This window comes from Sphingobacterium sp. Ag1, from assembly GCF_000988325.1.
Classification (GTDB): Bacteria; Bacteroidota; Bacteroidia; order Sphingobacteriales; family Sphingobacteriaceae; genus Sphingobacterium.
Genome location: NZ_LBGU01000017.1, coordinates 29,819 through 47,928 on the forward strand (window position 1 = coordinate 29,819; position 18,110 = coordinate 47,928).

Here is an 18,110-nt window from a genome sequence, read left to right on the forward strand (position 1 = left end):
TGAATAATAGGGTTTTATGTTTTTTATATTTCAGCTTTTTTTGTTATTTTTTCTTGAAGAAAAACCAGTCCCATTGAGCTGAGCTGAAAAAAAAGCTCTGCACTAAACAGGTTAAAGCATACGACGAATATACTTAAATAATTGGCGATTCGAAGGCTGTGCTCAGAAAATTTGTTTGCTTTTTTTTTGTGGAAAAATCAGAGGACTATGGGGCGTTGCTTTCGGGAGTGTGCTGGCGAGTTCGGTGTGGCCTGATTCATTTTATTCGATAAAAAATGGGTCGGTAATTAGACGATAAATTTCGTCGTCTTTTTTTTGCTTGTACTTGTTGAAGATGTTGGCGGGGACGGTTTTCTCTCGTATTTTTATTGATGACAAAATGTCTCTTTTTTAATTTGGGCATTGCACCATTCGTCTGATATTTATCCCAATTGCTGCGACAGACAGCCGGTTTTTATTATTTATTTTTTTATGCAGAATTTACTTTAAAAAAGCGATTTTTGTAACATATAAATTTTGTGTAGATGTAGGATTTTTAAATTGATAGGAGATATGGAAGAACTGGAAATGCAGGTGAATCAAATAGAGCAATTGATAGCAAGTGGAGATCTTGTTGGGCTGGAAGAATTTTTGAATGAATTAAATATTTCAGAAGTAGAGGAGCTGATTGATGAGTTGCCCGAACATGGTTCACTGTTTATTGAATCGTTAAATTTGAATCGTGCAGTTAACGTATTTCGTATTCTGGATTTCCCTACGCAAAACCGGATTTTTAAGAAGCTTTCTAAAGCGAAAATTAGCGCATTAATTAACGAGTTGCCCCCCGACGATCGGACTTCTTTTTTTTCAGAAATGAAGGACGATATTAAGCATTTGATTTTACTGTTACCACCTAAAGATCGTGTTGAAGCATTGGCTTTGCTGGGCTATCCCGAGGATAGCGTTGGACGCCTTATGACACCCGATTATATTACCGTAAAGGAGCATTGGAGTATTGAGCGTATATTGGGACATATTAGACGTTATGGAAGAGATTCGGAGACGATAGATGTACTATATGTGATTGATGGAAATGGGAAGCTGGTTGATGATATTCGGATTAAAGATGTGCTGATGGCGGAGCCAGATAGAGTCGTTGGAGATTTGATCGATCATCGGCTGATCTCGCTGAATGCTTACGATCCCCAGGAGGAAGCGATCAACATCTTCCGGATGAATAATCGCGTGGCCTTGCCTGTTGTCGACGAACAGGGGGTTATGTTGGGGATTGTGACTGTCGATGATATTCTTTGGGTGGCAAACGAGGAGTACACGGAAGATATGCAGCGTATTGGGGGAACGGAGGCGTTGGATGAACCTTATCTGGATGTGTCGATTAAGAACTTGGTCAAGAAGAGAGCTGGATGGCTTATTGTGCTTTTTTTGGGGCAACTTTTGACAGCTACAGTGATTGAGCATTTCGAGGAGCAAATGGCAAGTGCGATTATGTTGTTTGCACTGATGCCTGTTATTATATCCAGTGGTGGGAATAGCGGTTCGCAAGCCTCAACACTAATTATTCAAGCGATGGCTTTAGGGGAAGTTACGTTGGGGGACTGGTGGCGTGTGATGCGAAGAGAGATTTTGTCGGGTTTATTGCTGGGGCTTATTTTGGGGGCTTTGGGTTTTATAAGGATTATGGCATGGCAATCTTTTGCGCATAGCTATGGTCAGTATTGGGTGTTGGTTGCATTAGTTATCTCTTTGTCCTTGGTTGGTGTGGTTCTTTGGGGGTCGTTGATGGGGTCTATGTTGCCTTTTGTGATGAAACGACTTGGGGCCGACCCAGCGAGTTCTTCAGCGCCCTTTGTATCGACATTAGTCGATGTAACAGGTTTGCTGATTTATTTTAGTGTGGCCACGCTAATTTTGAAAGGTGTGCTGCTTTAATCGTACGCAATTTCCGATATTGTTCGTTGATCCACTCATGGCGATTGAAGGTAAAAGAAGGATAATGTTGGTTTAAGTGCTGAAAAGGGGATTTTGTGGAGCTGTTTGAAAAAATAAAAATAAATTATTCTAATTGGAATTTAGGAAGTTGTAAAAAATGTGCTCAAAAAATTTGTAGTATTCTAATAATCTTCCGATACTTGCATCACGGAAACGCAATAGGGTCTCCGGAAAAATTGAAAAACACTCCTGAATAGCTCAGCAGGTTAGAGCATCTGACTGTTAATCAGAGGGTCGCTGGTTCGAGCCCAGCTTCAGGAGCAATTTAATAACTTACATAACCGGGGTTTTTAAAATATTCAATTTTTCATTCCTGAATAGCTCAGCCGGTTAGAGCATCTGACTGTTAATCAGAGGGTCGCTGGTTCGAGCCCAGCTTCAGGAGCAACAATGCAAATATTTTATTTGCAAATAATATTAAAATGTACTACTTTTGTACACTCTATGAGAAAGGAATTTCTCGAAAAACAAATTCCTGAATAGCTCAGCAGGTTAGAGCATCTGACTGTTAATCAGAGGGTCGCTGGTTCGAGCCCAGCTTCAGGAGCAATATTGAAACCGGCTTTACGCCGGTTTTTTTGTTTACCATGCTTATTAAAAAACTATGAGTTTAGTAATTATTGGTACGGTGGCTTTCGATACAATAGAAACACCGTTCGGTAAAACTGACAAAATTCTAGGAGGTGCCGGTACATTTGCGAGTATAGCGGCATCCTATCTATGTGATCAAATCAAATTGGTCAGTGTTGTTGGGGAGGATTTTGGAAATGACAATCTTGATCTTATCAGAAACCGTGGTGTAGACGTTACAGGGGTTCAGGTAATCACTGGTGGGCAAACTTTTTCTTGGTCTGGCAGGTATCATAACGATATGAATAGCCGTGACACCCTGGCTACAGACCTAAATGTATTGGCTGATTTTGATCCAATTATTCCCGAAAGTTACCAAGATTGCGAGTATCTTCTCTTGGGTAATCTTACACCTCAAATACAATTGACAACGTTGGAGCGCTTGGTACATAAGCCTAAGTTGGTTGTTCTGGATACCATGAACTACTGGATGAATGTTGCCATGGAAGACTTAAGAAAAGTGCTTCTCAAGGTTGATGTTTTAGCCATCAATGATTCCGAAGCAAGGCAACTATCAGGAGAGTATTCGCTGGTTAAAGCTGCAACAGCCATTTTAGCAATGGGCCCTAAATATTTAATTATCAAAAAAGGTGAACACGGCGCGCTTCTTTTTGGAGAGAACCAGATTTTTTCTGCCCCAGCACTACCACTAGCAGATGTGTTTGACCCAACTGGCGCAGGGGATTCCTTCGCTGGAGGTTTTATTGGCTATCTTGCCAAAGTAAAAAGTATAAACTTTACAAACATGAAGAATGCGTTGATTTTTGGTTCTGCCCTAGCTTCATTCTGTGTGGAGAAATTTGGAACAGATCGTTTGGTTGATCTTACCGAAGAGGACATACAAAAGCGATTGAACGCTTTTGTTGCCCTATCTCAGTTTAATTTATAGTCATTGATCTTTCAGTTTTCCGACGATCTGAAATTTTGAAAATACGGATGCTGAATGGGGGGCTTCTTGGAGCTCCTCAGTTAGATCTTGTCCGGCCCAATGTTCGTAATGCATTCCGTTTTTCCAAAGTCTGCTTTCTCCGACATCATAGATAAATCCGCGATAAGCAATCCAGATCTGTGGTTTGTCCTGACCATTACGTAAAGCCAGTTGGCTTTTGCTATATTCCGATAATTCTTCTGCCATTCGTTATTGTAAAAAGGCGAAGATAAAAAAACTAGGCTACTTTATAGGCCGATAGTGATCTTTTCATTAATTTTCTAGCAACATGTATTCTTGTTTTTACCGTTCCGATGGGGATATTCAAATGTTCAGATATCTCGTGATATTTAAACCCTTCGAAGTACAGTGAAAATGGGATGTAATATTCTTCCGAAAGACTAGATAAGGCTTCATGGATGTCTTCCATAACAAATTTGCTTTCGCCCTGATTTGAGGAAGCGGATAATAGGAGGTTAGCGTTAGAAATATCCTCGTCTTTCGTAATGAAAGAGTTGGTTTTTACAATACGTCTATAGTTGTTGATAAACGTGTTTTTCATGATGGTGTAGAGCCATCCTTTCAAATTGGTTCCTTCTTTGAAATTTTTAAAATAGGTTACAGCTTTCAGGATCGTGTCCTGAACGAGATCGTTGGCATCTTCGTAATCACTGGTAAAATTTCTGGCGTAGAGTTTTAATGAGTCCGATTGCTCAATAACCATGGTGTCAAATTCATTCTTTGTCATAGCTTAATGAATTATAACTGTTCTTTTTACAAAACAGTACGTTTATAAAATGCGGTTCATTAAGTATGAGGCAAAAAATGCGCCAAAAATGGCAAAATTAGATTTGTTAATATAATTTTAAGATTATTTTAAGCAAAGCAAACGTGTGCGTAAGCTAACTTTAAGTAAATAAAATTAGCTGAAAGTGATGTTTTGCTAAGGTAAAGCTTGTTTTTCTTTTGCTTTCAGATTTAAAAAGAGTAAAAATACTTTTTTTAAATCTTTACAGTAAATTAACTTCACGCTCTAGCCTAATGCCAAATTTGTTTGCGACATCACTTATAATTTGTTCCGATAGATTATAAATTTCCTGTCCTGTAGCGTTTTGTCTATTTATTAGTACAAGTGCCTGATTTTTCCATACGCCTGCTTGTCCATATTCTTTTCCTTTCCAACCACATTGTTCTATTAACCATCCAGCAGCCAATTTTGTTTCATTATTGGGCATTGGATAATGCGGTATTGTAGGATATTCTTTCTGAAGAGGTTCAAAAGTCGATGCTGTCACTACAGGGTTTTTAAAGAAGCTACCTGCATTTCCTACTGTACTTGGGTCAGGAAGCTTTTCTACGCGGATTTTGGAGACAATGGTTGCAATGTCGGCAATGCTTGGGTTTGTTATGTTTTCTTTGGCGAGTTCGGCTTCTATTGCACCATAAGTTGTATTGATATGGGCTGTTCGGCTCAGCTTGTAAGTTACCTGGGTAATGATAAACCGTCCTTTGTGTGCTGTTTTAAAAATGCTGTCGCGATAGGAGAAATCGCAATCTTCCTTTTTGAATGTTGTAAAGTTGCCGGTATGCGTATCGAAAGCCTGACATTCGTAAAAGACATACATTAACTCGGTACCATAGGCACCGATGTTTTGCACAGGTGAAGCACCAACAGTGCCGGGAATAAGGGCCATGTTTTCAATGCCGGCGTAATTATGTTCGATACAATACCAAACGAAGTCGTTCCAGATTTCTCCTGCTTGCGCAGTGACATAGACGTCATCGCCATCAATTTTTGACTGTATGCCCTTGCTGGTCATGCGGATAATATAGCCGTCGAATGCTTTAGTGAAAAGGACATTGCTACCGGCACCAAGAACAAAAAAGTTCTCCTTAAAAATATCGTTTTTAAAAATTTCGGTCAATGTTTCATTGTCATTCACTTCGATTAGAAAATTTGTCTTTTCTTCAATCCCAAACGTATTGAAAGCTTTTAAAGATATATTCGATTGAATGTTTAACTTCATATTGACTTTAGTTTTCAGAAATTCAAAAAAATCAGCTATCTTTAGCATGATAATCGGTAAAGATAGTATAAACCGTTTATTTAACGATAAAAAATATAAGTTTAATGGGTAATGCAGATGTAAAAAGAATCAAAATTCTAGAAGCTGCGACAAGGCGCTTTGCACATTTTGGAATGGCTAAGACAACGATGTCGGAAATAGCCAAGGATCTCAATTTCTCAAAAGCATTGCTCTATTATTATTTTCCGGATAAGAATAGCTTATATTCTGCGGTTTTCGAATATGTCATCGACAAAATGATCGAGGACCTAGAGGATGTCATTGGAAAGGGGGGGGACTTTGAGGAGATTATGATGTACTCCATTGATATGCGTGTTAAGATCATCAATCAGTATTATAATTTATTTGAATACACCATGAAGATGGTCAAAGAGCTTCCGGACGAGTTGGAGCAGGTGTTCAAAGAGTCATATCTTCGTGAAGTAGAAATTATTGAGAAGATTCTCAAGATTGGTATCGATGCCGGCGAGATACAGGTTGAAGATATCAATGAAACTGCACGGATTCTTCTGTATTCCCTATTCGGCATGCGTATGGGCATATTAAAGGATATGAAAAACATGTTGTTTCCAACAAAAGAAGAATTCGATCATATTCTTAGTTTACAGAAGAAAATGATGAAAATCTTCTTAAATGGTTTACGTTTTCAAGTTGTTAAGTAAGTGTTGAGCGGATATGTCCGATAATCTGTTTGGCATGAATTCGTGAATTTTCAATGAACCAAAGGTGGGTATTTAACCCACCGCAGACGACGCCTGCCAAGTACATCCCAGCTACATTTGTTTCCATTGTTTCTTCATTATGGCTGGGAATACAAGGTGCCTCTTCAGGAATATCAATTCCGATTCTTTTTAAAAATTCAAAATTTGGGCGATAGCCGGTTAAAGCCAGTACGAAATCATTATCGAGTTCGACAATACCATTTGGTGTTTGGATATGTGCAGTAGTTGGAGTAACTTCTGTTAAGCTGCTGTTATAATACACATCGATTTCACCAGCAGCGATTCGATTTTCAATATCAGGTTTTACCCAATATTTTACCCGGCGGCTGATTTCGCTGCCGCGAATCACCAAAGATACGTGCGCTCCTTTTCGGTAGGTTTCAAGCGCTGCATCGATGGATGAATTACTGGCGCCGACAACGATCACCTTTTGGCTGCTATAATAATGTGGATCATCGTAGTAATGCCTCACTTTTGGGAGTTCTTCGCCTGGGATATTGAGCAACATTGGTATGTCATAAAAACCCGTGGCGATAATGACTTTCTTGGTTAAGTACATGCTTTTGCTGCTGCTGACCCGGAATTCCGTGTCCTCTTTCTTAATTTCCAGTACTTCTTCAAAAAGATGGGTATCCAGTGCAAACTTTTGTTGTATACGTCTGTAATATTCCAAAGCCTCCATGCGTTTGGGCTTGGGGTTGGTTGTCACAAAAGGAATATCACCTATTTCTAGTCGTTCGGAGGAAGAGAAGAAGGTCATATTCTGAGGGTAATTATATAATGAGTTGACCAAACAGCCCTTTTCAAGAATAAGATAATTTAAATTTGCTTCCTTGGCTTCTAAGGCGCAAGCTAAGCCAATTGGGCCGCCGCCAACTATAATCAGGTCGTACCGTGTTATCGTATCGCTCATGGTATAAATGTCGAGAATTTTAAAGAATAAATCAGCTTAAAGCTTTAGGCAGTTCATTTTCTGACATTGCTGTGCTTTTAGCGTGAAGGTCCTGGACTATTTTATGCAGGTCCTGTGCAATTTTATTGAGAAAGTCCAGCTGTTCACTCAATAGCTGTCCATCAACTGAACTGACATCTGTATTCGCAAATTGGTCGTTGGGAATTTCGATTGTCAAAGGAACAAATGCATCGACGCTATCGGCTGAATGAAGCAATTGAATGGACTGCTCTAAGGCGCCTAATATTTTTCGGATCGTCCGGACATGGTCCTTATTGATATAATTATTATCCATTTCGTCGAGATGGTTCATTAAAGTCACCGAAAAAGAAGCTAGGATATGGTTGAATATGACGAATTTGTTGACTTCCTTGCTATATTTTTGACGTTTCTTGGGTTCTGTAAGCATACGTTGGAAAGTGGAACCCATGTTGGCTGTTTCCACATAGACTGCCTTGCGCGTTAGTTTGTATTCCGTGATGGAAGGCGCTTGACCTGCAATTTCTTTTAATGCCTGAAAGATGTAATTGTAGTTGGCAATGAGTAGCTTTCGCATGGATTCCTTGACTTGCATGCTCTCCCAATTTGGAAAAATAATGTAACTGGACAAGAATGCAATCATGCCCCCGATAAAGGTATCCAATATGCGTTCTTTCGTGACGTCTAGTGTATTAGCGCTGACGAAACTCAGCATAATTAATACATACGGGGTCATAAAAAGCACGGCAATGACATAATTGACCCGGAATAGGCTATATGCCGTCAGAAAAAAGAATACCAGGAGAACGAAAAGAACAGTTGGGTCATGGATGGTTAGCAGGATGAGGGCTCCGATGAGTCCACCTATTGTTGTACCGATGAGACGTTGGATATTTCTCTCCTTTGTTAGCCCGAAGCCAGGTTTTAGGATAACCATGATAGTCAGGAGGATCCAGTAGACATTATTTGTGATATTGGTGACCTCAAACACGTAATAAGTGACCGACATGACAATTGCCATGCGGCAGGCATGTCGAAAGATGGTGGATTTTAGGGTAAGATTTTCGCGGAACTTCTTAAAGTCAATTGCAGAGCTTTGAACAAAGCGCTTTGCGTCGTCAATTTCTTTTCGTTTGACATCGTCTGGTTGTAGATGCGAGTAACCATAGATATTTTTGATCCGGCGAACCAGATCACGCAAATTGATCAATACCTTACGTAAAGCAAAGGTACTATACTCTTGATTTTTATCAAGTTGATCGATTTTACTATGAAGACGACTGAGATCCGAATCGAAATCGTATAGTGGCTTTGGCTGCGTATTTGTGTTAAGCTGATAGGCTAGATTATCAAGCTCATTGGTATATTTTAGGATCACGTTTTTGAAATCTTCCAAGATTCCGGTCGGACCAAAGCGTTCGCTGATGGTGTTGTAATCATAGTGCGCCGCCATACTTTGCTCAAAGAGATCGACAATATCGTTGAAAACGAGGGTTAAATAACGTCCCACCTTTGTGGTGTCTTTAATTGATCGTTTACTTTGAAACAATACATCCCGTAGGTTTTCCTGATGCTGATTGACTTCAACTTGTTTGTCGATCAGTTTGAGGTAGTTTTTATCATTATCAATTTTAGCATCGTAAAAATTAGCTTTTAGCCGGATGTAATCAGCCACATAGCGAATTGTTTCGGATAGCTCCTGTTCGGCGAGCCGATAAGGGCGCGCTTGGGTGATGGAAAGACTAATGGCGATATACCATAGACCGCCTAATGTATAGAAGCCTAAATAGTTGATGGCTTCAGCAAGAGGATAGTGAATCTGCACATGGATCAACATCATCAGAATACACATAAGGCCTACGTTGGCGGCCCTGCTATTGAATACTGCAAACATGGCAAATATAAAGCAGGCTACGCCGATAAAAATTGCCAGTAGATAGACATTTTGATTAACTATATTGGTTAAAATAAAAGTTAAAGTAGTCAAAATCGCACCCGCAATCATGCCTTTCCTTCTATGGCTAGGTGCTCCCGGCGTATCGGAGAGACCTACCAATAGCGCTCCCAGGGAAACAATGGTTCCATTGGTAAATTGCCCGATGGTTGCAAAGATTAGGACAGGCACAATACATCCGATGGTGATTCGGAGTCCATCCGCAAAATATTGGCTATAGAAAAAACTTTTTATTTCTTGTGTCTGTTTCATAATGTATAGTACAAACTTAGATAAATTGCTTTTCATATTAAAAACAATTGTTTTGCGATGTTTGCTCTTTTTGGTACTAATGATAGCCAGATAGTTGGCCGGTTCATGTCTAATGAAGAAATATCCATTTTGTAGCGGGTTTTTATAGTTCAGGTTATCAAGGGCTATCGTTTTTAATGCGATGTTGGCGATAATGTGTTAAAAACGAAAATTTACCAAAAATTTGTTAGTATGTTTATAATATTTTAATTGTTTTTTTGATTAATTTATATTTTTTTATTTGTTTAGGTATAATATTGTTATATTTGGAGCCATAGGGTAATTTCAGAGACATTACAAAATTTCAAGAGTCACCTAAACTCTCTTGACCACTTTCAAAGATTTAAATATGAAGCAAAGTAAAAATGAAGCCGTCTTTCAGGACGAGGTATTGACACGCTTTGAGCTTTTCAAAAGTTTGTTTTTAACATTGCCATTTCAACGTGTTAAAGATACAGGTACTTTATTACCATTTTTTGCAAAGCAATGTGAAAAGGGTGTGGATCAGCATTTAACTCCTGATGAGATCATAAAGAGTTTCTTCGATCAGCATGAGGAATTTTCTTCGGAAGAGCAACGGATTGATTTGTTGTTTCGATTTGTTCAATATATAGAGCGTCAGGTTGTGTTATTTGATGCGATCGAAGATTCATCCTTTCAGATGGTAGGTCGTGGCGATGACGAAAATGTCTTAGGGGCATTAATAAAAAATGCCGAAGGCAGCGATGATATGCGCCGTAAGATCGTGTCAAAATTGAAGGACTTTTCTGTACGTCTTGTCTTAACAGCACATCCTACCCAATTTTATCCGGGACCAGTATTGGGTATTATCAACGACCTGATTGATGCAATCAAGACCAATGATATTCATAGTATACATTTATTGCTACAGCAACTGGGTAAAACGCCTTTCATCAATAAAAATAAACCAACCCCAGTGGATGAGGCGGCGAGCTTAGCTTGGTTTTTGGAAAACGTATTTTATAAGGTAGCATCGGAAATTCAGTCCTTTATTGATGATGAACTGGACGTGGATACCGAAGAAGTCAAACAATTGATTGAATTGGGCTTTTGGCCTGGAGGTGACCGTGATGGTAATCCCAACGTAAGTGTTGATAGCACCAAGAAAGTTGCCGCATTGTTACGTACTATTTTGTTTAGATGTTACTATAGGGATTTTCGTATCGTTAGACGCCGCATTACTTTTAGAGGTGTGGAGGAATATATGGAAAACCTTCAAACATTGTTCTACGAAAACAGTTTTAATCCGGTGGAACATCCAGCAGACGAAACTGATACTATTATCACAAATCTGAAAGCAATCAAAAATGTTTTGGAGGAATATCACAATGGGCTTTTTGTAGAGATCGTTGATGATTTGCTCCGCAAAGTGATGACTTTTGGTTGTTTCTTTACGACGCTGGATATCAGACAAGACAGCCGCATTTTACGTGAGGCTACCAATTATCTGATTCAACATAATCAGGAAGAGACTGGGATGCCGTTGGATTATCTGGAACTAGGTGAAAATGATAAGCAAAAAGCGTTAAAGTTCAAAGAACTTGACTTGACGGTAGGCGAGGATGCGGATCCGTTGACGAAGGATACATCTGGTGTGATAAAATTATTAAAGGAGATTCAACGTTCCGGTTCTGAGCGAGCTGCGCAACGCTTTATCATCAGCAATTGCCAACAGGCAAGTGATATCCTGGGACTGCGCCAATTATTCTTGTGGTCTGGATGGAAGAAGGATGCTTTAACGATCGATTTTGTACCCTTGTTTGAGACCGTTGATGACTTGACGAGAGCAGCGGACGTGATGAAAACCTTGTACAGCAATAAGGAGTACAAGGCACATTTGAAACGTAGAGGAAACAAACAGACCATTATGTTGGGCTATTCAGATAGTACCAAAGACGGTGGATACTTGATGGCGAACTGGTCGATTTATCGTGCAAAAATCGAACTTACGGCAATATCACGCGAATACGATGTCGATTTGGTATTTTTTGACGGTCGTGGTGGACCTCCCGCACGCGGTGGTGGTAAAACACAACGTTTTTATGCATCTATGGGCAAGGAGATTGCCAACGATCATATTCAATTGACAATTCAAGGACAAACAATCAGTAGCCAGTATGGATCCTTAGATACGGCACGATTTAATATTGAGCAATTGTTGCACGCTGGAATTATTTCCGATTTGAAACAACGTGTGGGCGATACCTTAACCAAACATCAACAGGAGATCATTGATAAGCTGGCTGAGCTGAGCCATCATAAGTTTATGGATCTACGCACGAACGAATTGTTTTTACCTTATCTGGAAACGATGTCGCCATTGAAAGCGCTATCGTCGATCAATATTTCAAGTAGACCTGTAAAACGTAACTCGGGCCGTGAATTGCGATTGGAAGATTTGCGGGCGATTAGTTTTGTAACTTCATGGAGCCAGCTGAAACAAAATATTCCTGGGTTTTATGGTGTCGGAACAGCATTACAATGGGCTGAAAAAAATAACCTTTGGAAAGACGTGCAGCAATTGTATGTGTCATCCGGATTTTTCCAAACATTGATCGACAATTGTATGATGTCGATGACAAAGTCCAACTTTGATATTACAGCATACATGAAAGACGATCCTATTTATGGTGATTTTTGGAAAACTTTGTATGCCGAGTACCAGATAACAAAAGAATATCTGTTAAAGCTGAGCGGAACCTCAAAATTGATGGAAAACTATCCTGTGGATCGAGAGTCTATTTTAGCGCGCGAGGGAATTGTATTACCGTTATTGGTTATACAGCATTTTGCGATTCGTGCATTGAATTCGGATCAGCTGACTGATGCACAACGTGAAGATTATTCGAAATTAATAGCGCGTACAATCTTTGGCGTGGTGAATGCCGGAAGAAATGTTGCGTAATTTTTCTTTCTTTTCACGGATAGGGTTTCGGAGAACATATATTTTATCTACTTTTGTATAGTTAACAAAATTGATATGAAGATTAATAAGTTATTTATTGTTGCGGCTTGTGCGGGTACATTATTTGCATCTTGTGGTCAAACAGCTGCAGATAGACAGCGTCAATACTCTAATGCATCCTTAGCGGATGGTGATGCCTTTGCAATGATTAAATTCGTTGGCGAAAATGGAAACTACTTGGTAAATCTTGCCGATGTAGCTGCAAAACAATCTACCTCAGCAGAGGTGAAAAATGTAGCCGCAAAGATTAAAGAAGCTTACGCGACAGTGCTACCAGAATTGGACAATTTAGCTAAAGAATTGCATGTTGGCGATGCGCAACGTGGCGTGCCTGCATTTCAAGTTCCTGCTTCAATTGGTTCGGACAGTACAGCGGCATTTAACGATAAAGCATTTTTAGCACTAGTAGTTGAAAAACAAGGTGAGATCAATACAAGATTGTCTCATGAAGAACTCAATACAAATAAGGATGTTATTCACCTTTCAGAGGAATCTTTGAAAAAAGTGGAAGAGATCTACAAATTAGCTGGCGGTAAAGTTGAAGAGCACCATCACTAAGAAATAAGATAATAGTAGGAAAGGAGTATTCATCAAAATGAATATTCCTTTTTTTATGATTTTTTTGTTGGCAATAGTAGATTTTTGTACGGAATTGTGCTAATAGTGAGTTTAGGTAGGATGCTCGATCTGTATCTCGACTCAGTTATTGCTAGTGAAATGATTTTGTCAGGAAATCCGTTGTTATTTTTGATAAAATGGGAATTTTAGTTATTGTACGACATATCGAATGTTTTGTAGGCAAGAATTCCCTGTAATAATGGTTTGTTATTTGTTAAATTAATGATAACTTAACGTTTATATAACACAGTTCTTAATAACTGTGTTTATTTTAGCGTAATTTAATGAAATCGTATATAAAGTGAGATACGCCGCAATAGATATAGGCTCCAATGCAGTCCGTCTTTTGATAGCTGACATTATTGGACAGAAAGACCAATATAATTTTAAGAAAAATACACTGTTACGTGTTCCACTTCGTTTGGGGGATGATGCGTTTATTCATCAGGAAATTTCACCAAGGAAAGCTCAGAGTTTGATTAAAACGATGAAGGCTTTTCGGGAGTTGATGGATGTTTATAACGTGGAGGATTATATGGCCTGTGCAACTTCGGCCATGCGCGATGCGCGAAATGGAGCTGACATTGTTGCGGAGGTCAAGAAAAACGGTATTAACATCGATATTATAGAAGGGGCAAAGGAGGCGGAGATTATTTACAATAGCCATTGGGATAATAAGATGGAAAAGGACAAAGTTTACCTTTACATTGATGTCGGTGGCGGTAGTACAGAATTATCGTTATTTGCCAATGGAGTTTTGGTTAATTCCAGGTCGTTCAACTTGGGCACAATCCGTATCCTCGACAATCAGGACAAGGCAGAGACCTGGGATGAACTGAGGGAATGGGTACGTAGCAATACGCATATGTATAAGCAAGTGGTTGGTATTGGTACTGGCGGCAATATTAATAAGCTTGCGCGCCTTTCTAATGAAAAATTGGATAAACCATTATCCTATGCTAAATTAAAAGCCGTGTATGAGCATTTATCTTCGTTTTCTTTGAAAGAACGTATTATCTTATTGGGTTTAAACGAAGATCGTGCCGATGTCATTATTCCTGCAAGTGAGATTTTTCTGACGATTATGAAGCATGGTCGTCTAAAACAAATCATTGTTCCAAGGGTTGGGCTTGTCGACGGCGTAATTAGAACCTTGATCAATAGGAATTTAGTAAAATAATGCTGTAAAAAGCGATTTTCGACTTGTAAAAGAGCGAAAAATCTTTATTTTTGTGATACCAAAGATGAATATGAGCCCAGGTGGCGAAATTGGTAGACGCACCATCTTGAGGGGGTGGCGCTCGCATGGGCGTGGCAGTTCGAATCTGCTCCTGGGCACTTAAGGAGACACTAGTTAATAGTTGTCTCCTTTTTTATGCTCAAAAATGTTGTCATTCAGGTTATGAAGGGGCAATTGAGTACAGTTCGATTTTTTAATGGAAAATAACCGAGAACAGGCAGTAAAGATGGCGTGTTGGGTATTTTTCATAAATTAGGTCTAATAGCAATGGTTGATTTGAAAAAACTGTGGTATAATTGGCATGTAGACGGGGTCTCCTTCATTAACTTTTCTATTTTTGGGAAACTTAAACTCGCGTGAAAAGATTTTTTACCCTACTCTGCCTTCTAGTTTTGGTACTTACCGTGCATGCCCAAAAGGCTTTATTGTCAGGAACAGTACGAGATTCTATTACACATTCTCCTATATCTTTTGCCAGTATTTCAATCCTTGATGCTTCTGGTCAGGTAGTTGATGGTGTTGTAGCGGATTCAGTCGGTAGCTTTTTGTTTTCGAATCTTAAAAAAGGGAAATATACCCTTGCGGTCCGATTTATTGGCTATGGCTCAAAAAATATTGTTGTGGATTTTGATGGTCGGAGTCGAATAGATCTGCCCGGAATTGCATTGGCAGCTAGAGGACAACGATTGGACGAAGTAGCGATCATCGGACAGCGCGTTGCACAGCAACATACAGGTGACAGGCAACGATATCGGGCAGATCAGTATAATAATGCTGTTGGCGGTACAGCATTGGATGTGATTAAAAATCTACCTTCGGCTGCTATCGATGTCAATGGCAACATTAGTATGCGTGGAAATGCGGGTGTAATCGTGCTTATCAATGGTAAACCTTCTTTTTTAGATCCCGTCACGGTTTTGAGCCAAATCGCAGCCAATGATGTGACCGAGGTGGAATATATTACTAGCCCCTCTGCTCAATTTGATCCTGACGGTAAAGGAGGAATGATTAATATAAAAACTAAAAAAGCCACAACCGACGGATTTGCCTGGATACTCAATCTACAAGGAGGACTCCCTAGCATCGATAATTACAATAACCATAAGAGCCAAAAACGATTTGGCGGCGATGTTTCTTTCCAGTTCAAAAAAAATAGACTTGAATTGAACGGTTCGGCCAATTATCTGCGCAATGATAATGCGGGGTTTAGAGCGGGTGACGTATACACCATTATTGGTGACAGACAAACATTCTTTCCCTCCCAAGGCGAAAGAAGTTTTGACAAATACAATTTTGGCGTCAGACTGAATGGTTCTTATGAACTATCAAAAAAACAGCAAATTAGTCTGGGGGTATTGGCCTCCCGAAAATTTCAGGACCGTCTTGCTGATATATATTACACGAACCGAACAGTACAGCCTTCAACGGGGAGAGAACTCTCCGCAACCAATTATTTTAACTCCAATCTCCAAAACAAACAAGGAGAATTCTATCTTATCGATTTCAATTACCAGTATAGATTAAATGCAGCCCATGTATTGCAATTCGGTGCTATTTATGAGTATGCTCGGATTTATGGATCGACAAAGAATGCGAATATCGAGCATGGAACCGATACTGTTCAATGGACAAATAATAACTATACAAATCCTTTACACGGGTTACGGCTATCAATACAACATAACTGGAAATTGCCACATGGTGAACTATTGAGCGGTTACCAGCTGAGACGTGATCGACAAAAGGGCGACTTTGACTATTTCGCCACTATGCAGGGAAGCCGTGTATTGCAGCTTGTTCCTGCATTTACAGGAAGATTAAACGCAGATAATAAGGTGCACGGATTGTTTAGCCAGTATGATCATAAACTTAAAAGAACCCAACTGTCGATCGGACTTCGCTATGAATATTATCAACGTGATGTGCTGTTGGTTAATACCGCCGAAAAATATCCATACGCGGTCCATCAATTGTATCCTACCTTCAATTTGATGCACGATTTGGGTAAAAGTTGGTCCTGGAAATTTGCAGCAGCGAGACGGATTCAGCGAAATAATAATTTTGAACTAAATCCGATTCCAGAACGCGAGCACTCAGAAACATTAGAACAAGGGGACCCAAAACTGCTGCCAGAGTTTACGATGAATCTGGAGACCGGGATTCTGAAAAAGCTGAAAGCTGGAAGTATGTTCATGAACGCTTACTATCAACACAGCAAAAACCCTATCCAGCGTGTGAACTCCGTTTACGCAGATACTGTTCTCAACCGGGTGTTTACCAATGCGGACTACGCCAATCGCTGGGGGACTGAAATAGGAGGAGAGGGCAAACCATTTTCTTGGCTAAAAGTGAACGGTGGTTTTAATCTCTATCGTTATAAAATATCGGGGCAGGTATTAACCTATCCGGAGACACGCACGAATAGTGATTGGGTTTATTCTTTAAATGCAGGACTACAGGCTGATCTACTAAAAAATTGGAGCACCGGGCTACAAGTAAATTATCTTTCTGAAAAACCTACCGTTCAGGGAAAGGATTCACGCTTTTTAGCGCCCCATTTTAATTTAAGTAAGATTTTTTTGAACGGTGCCATTAAAGCACAGGTTCAATGGCAGTTTATTGAGTTGGGGAAATGGGGTGTAAACGAGCAGCGTATTACCACAGCTTCACATGACTTTTATACGACCACGAATTATATCTATGAAAAAAACATCCTGATGCTCAACCTTAGTTTCAATGTGCACAAATTGAATCAATCTACCAAACTGCCAAAAAGTGAATTTGGTGAAAAGGAATTTTAGTGGTTTTGCTTCTTGAATTCGGAAGGCGTAACGCCGGTATAACGTTTAAAGTATTTGGAAAAATTCGATTTGTCTGAGAATCCCAAGGCAAAAGCAATCTCAGCGATGGAATTGTTGGTGTAAAAAATGAGCCGCTTTGCTTCTTTAATAATATAGGTTGCTAATAGCTGAGAAGCTGTATTGCCGGCATTTTTCTTGCAGACAGCATTTAGATTCTGAGGGCTAGTGCAAAGTAGGTTGGCATAATGAGCCACATTGTTTACGATTGTCGATCCGGTATTTAACAGCTCAATAAATCGTACATAGAGATCATTGGATATTGATGTGGATTGTTCTATGCCGTCTATATCCTCAAGAACCTTTGCCAGTAATGATCTGAATAAACCCTCTTGAACTATCCTGTTTTCTTCTTGTGCTAGGATTTCAAGAAGAGTAGGTATAATACCGTTTTCTTTTAAGTATATTGTATCGAACTTACTGATTTCGCCAACCATCCTTGCGATTTCAAGATCTAAACTTAGGTCTACAAATGATTTTTTTACCAGCAGAACAAACCCTTCGATGGGGGGAGCAAGTTCCCAGTGATGAACAGAATCTCTACGAATGATCAATATGCAGGGCGTTTTAATCGGACTTTCAATCCCATCAATGGTATGTTTCCCTGATGTAGCCGATAAAAAAACAATTTCGAGGTATCCATTATGCTTATGTGGCTTGGTGACCGCTTTTGAATTATCAAAAGCAGCAACTTTTAATAGCTTTTTCGGTTCGAGTTTGTCTTTTATGATGATTTTACTGCTCATGCAGATCTGCTTAGAGACGTAAAAATAAAAGAAATTATTGTATTGAAGCAAGCTAATTGCTATTTGAATAGCAATTATAGCTCAGTCTTTCAAAATTCGCATCAATGTCCACACTCCATTTAGAAAGACA

The 18,110-nt window shown here is 39.5% G+C and carries 13 protein-coding genes and 4 tRNA genes; 11 read left to right on the forward strand and 6 right to left on the reverse strand.

The features are described 5' to 3' along the window. Positions 1-552 precede the first annotated feature (552 nt). From mgtE to AAW12_RS01775, 5 genes are all read left to right on the forward strand, one after another. Positions 553-1,929 (forward strand): magnesium transporter, encoded by a 1,377-nt coding sequence (gene mgtE, locus AAW12_RS01755; protein ID WP_046671907.1) that lies wholly within the window; start codon positions 553-555, stop codon positions 1,927-1,929. Positions 1,930-2,176: 247 nt separating this feature from the next. Beyond that, positions 2,177-2,250: transfer RNA gene (locus AAW12_RS01760), tRNA-Asn, on the forward strand. A 50-nt stretch (positions 2,251-2,300) separates the two neighbouring features. Beyond that, positions 2,301-2,374 (forward strand) — tRNA-Asn (locus AAW12_RS01765). Positions 2,375-2,462: 88 nt separating this feature from the next. After that, positions 2,463-2,536: transfer RNA gene (locus AAW12_RS01770), tRNA-Asn, on the forward strand. A gap of 57 nt (positions 2,537-2,593) precedes the next feature. After that, complete coding sequence (locus AAW12_RS01775) at positions 2,594-3,508, forward strand: PfkB family carbohydrate kinase (RefSeq protein ID WP_046671908.1); 915 nt, start codon at positions 2,594-2,596, stop codon at positions 3,506-3,508. On the opposite strand, the gene AAW12_RS01780 is transcribed toward AAW12_RS01775, so the two are convergent. The 3 genes from AAW12_RS01780 to murB all read right to left on the reverse strand — a co-directional run bounded on the left by AAW12_RS01780 (position 3,509) and on the right by murB (position 5,574). Next, the gene (locus tag AAW12_RS01780; RefSeq protein WP_046671909.1) at positions 3,509-3,754 is read right to left on the reverse strand and encodes a cytochrome b5 domain-containing protein; all 246 of its coding nucleotides are present in this window, start codon (positions 3,752-3,754) and stop codon (positions 3,509-3,511) included. 31 nt (positions 3,755-3,785) lie between these two features. Further along, entirely contained in the window at positions 3,786-4,295 is a 510-nt protein-coding gene (locus tag AAW12_RS01785) for an RNA polymerase sigma factor (RefSeq protein ID WP_046671910.1), read from the reverse strand. A gap of 262 nt (positions 4,296-4,557) precedes the next feature. Further along, entirely contained in the window at positions 4,558-5,574 is a 1,017-nt protein-coding gene (gene murB / locus AAW12_RS01790; protein WP_084823041.1) for a UDP-N-acetylmuramate dehydrogenase, read from the reverse strand. A 104-nt stretch (positions 5,575-5,678) separates the two neighbouring features. Here murB and AAW12_RS01795 point away from each other — a divergent pair, with 104 nt between their 5' ends. Then, entirely contained in the window at positions 5,679-6,296 is a 618-nt protein-coding gene (locus AAW12_RS01795; RefSeq protein ID WP_046671912.1) for a TetR/AcrR family transcriptional regulator, read from the forward strand. Here the strand turns inward: AAW12_RS01795 and AAW12_RS01800 are convergent. Next, the gene (locus AAW12_RS01800; RefSeq protein WP_046671913.1) at positions 6,289-7,269 is read right to left on the reverse strand and encodes a YpdA family putative bacillithiol disulfide reductase; all 981 of its coding nucleotides are present in this window, start codon (positions 7,267-7,269) and stop codon (positions 6,289-6,291) included. The two genes, AAW12_RS01795 and AAW12_RS01800, sit on opposite strands and share 8 nt — an antisense overlap. Before the next feature lie 31 nt (positions 7,270-7,300). Continuing rightward, positions 7,301-9,493, reverse strand: coding sequence for an FUSC family protein (locus AAW12_RS01805; protein ID WP_046671914.1), 2,193 nt, complete (start codon positions 9,491-9,493; stop codon positions 7,301-7,303). A 388-nt stretch (positions 9,494-9,881) separates the two neighbouring features. Here AAW12_RS01805 and AAW12_RS01810 point away from each other — a divergent pair, with 388 nt between their 5' ends. From AAW12_RS01810 to AAW12_RS01830, 5 genes are all read left to right on the forward strand, one after another. Next, complete coding sequence (locus AAW12_RS01810) at positions 9,882-12,458, forward strand: phosphoenolpyruvate carboxylase (RefSeq protein WP_046671915.1); 2,577 nt, start codon at positions 9,882-9,884, stop codon at positions 12,456-12,458. 75 nt (positions 12,459-12,533) lie between these two features. Beyond that, a complete protein-coding gene (locus tag AAW12_RS01815; protein WP_046671916.1) occupies positions 12,534-13,076 on the forward strand; it encodes a hypothetical protein in 543 nt (180 codons plus the stop codon). 361 nt (positions 13,077-13,437) lie between these two features. Beyond that, the gene (locus tag AAW12_RS01820) at positions 13,438-14,316 is read left to right on the forward strand and encodes an exopolyphosphatase (RefSeq protein ID WP_046671917.1); all 879 of its coding nucleotides are present in this window, start codon (positions 13,438-13,440) and stop codon (positions 14,314-14,316) included. 74 nt (positions 14,317-14,390) lie between these two features. Next, a tRNA-Leu gene (locus AAW12_RS01825) sits at positions 14,391-14,474 on the forward strand. A gap of 258 nt (positions 14,475-14,732) precedes the next feature. Beyond that, positions 14,733-17,177 carry a TonB-dependent receptor gene (locus AAW12_RS01830; RefSeq protein WP_046671918.1) on the forward strand — a complete coding sequence of 815 codons (2,445 nt, stop codon included), beginning with the start codon at positions 14,733-14,735 and terminating at the stop codon, positions 17,175-17,177. Here AAW12_RS01830 and AAW12_RS01835 read toward each other — a convergent pair. Next, entirely contained in the window at positions 17,174-17,980 is an 807-nt protein-coding gene (locus tag AAW12_RS01835) for a helix-turn-helix domain-containing protein (protein WP_046671919.1), read from the reverse strand. The two genes, AAW12_RS01830 and AAW12_RS01835, sit on opposite strands and share 4 nt — an antisense overlap. Positions 17,981-18,110 lie beyond the last annotated feature (130 nt).

What these genes read in the sequence shown, in the direction of transcription:
- mgtE (WP_046671907.1), top strand. Translation starts at nt 553, where the DNA reads ATGGAAGAACTGGAAATGCAGGTGAATCAAATAGAGCAATTGATAGCA.
- AAW12_RS01775 (WP_046671908.1), top strand. Translation starts at nt 2,594, where the DNA reads ATGAGTTTAGTAATTATTGGTACGGTGGCTTTCGATACAATAGAAACA.
- AAW12_RS01780 (WP_046671909.1), bottom strand. Translation starts at nt 3,754, where the DNA reads ATGGCAGAAGAATTATCGGAATATAGCAAAAGCCAACTGGCTTTACGT.
- AAW12_RS01785 (WP_046671910.1), bottom strand. Translation starts at nt 4,295, where the DNA reads ATGACAAAGAATGAATTTGACACCATGGTTATTGAGCAATCGGACTCA.
- murB (WP_084823041.1), bottom strand. Translation starts at nt 5,574, where the DNA reads ATGAAGTTAAACATTCAATCGAATATATCTTTAAAAGCTTTCAATACG.
- AAW12_RS01795 (WP_046671912.1), top strand. Translation starts at nt 5,679, where the DNA reads ATGGGTAATGCAGATGTAAAAAGAATCAAAATTCTAGAAGCTGCGACA.
- AAW12_RS01800 (WP_046671913.1), bottom strand. Translation starts at nt 7,269, where the DNA reads ATGAGCGATACGATAACACGGTACGACCTGATTATAGTTGGCGGCGGC.
- AAW12_RS01805 (WP_046671914.1), bottom strand. Translation starts at nt 9,493, where the DNA reads ATGAAACAGACACAAGAAATAAAAAGTTTTTTCTATAGCCAATATTTT.
- AAW12_RS01810 (WP_046671915.1), top strand. Translation starts at nt 9,882, where the DNA reads ATGAAGCAAAGTAAAAATGAAGCCGTCTTTCAGGACGAGGTATTGACA.
- AAW12_RS01815 (WP_046671916.1), top strand. Translation starts at nt 12,534, where the DNA reads ATGAAGATTAATAAGTTATTTATTGTTGCGGCTTGTGCGGGTACATTA.
- AAW12_RS01835 (WP_046671919.1), bottom strand. Translation starts at nt 17,980, where the DNA reads ATGAGCAGTAAAATCATCATAAAAGACAAACTCGAACCGAAAAAGCTA.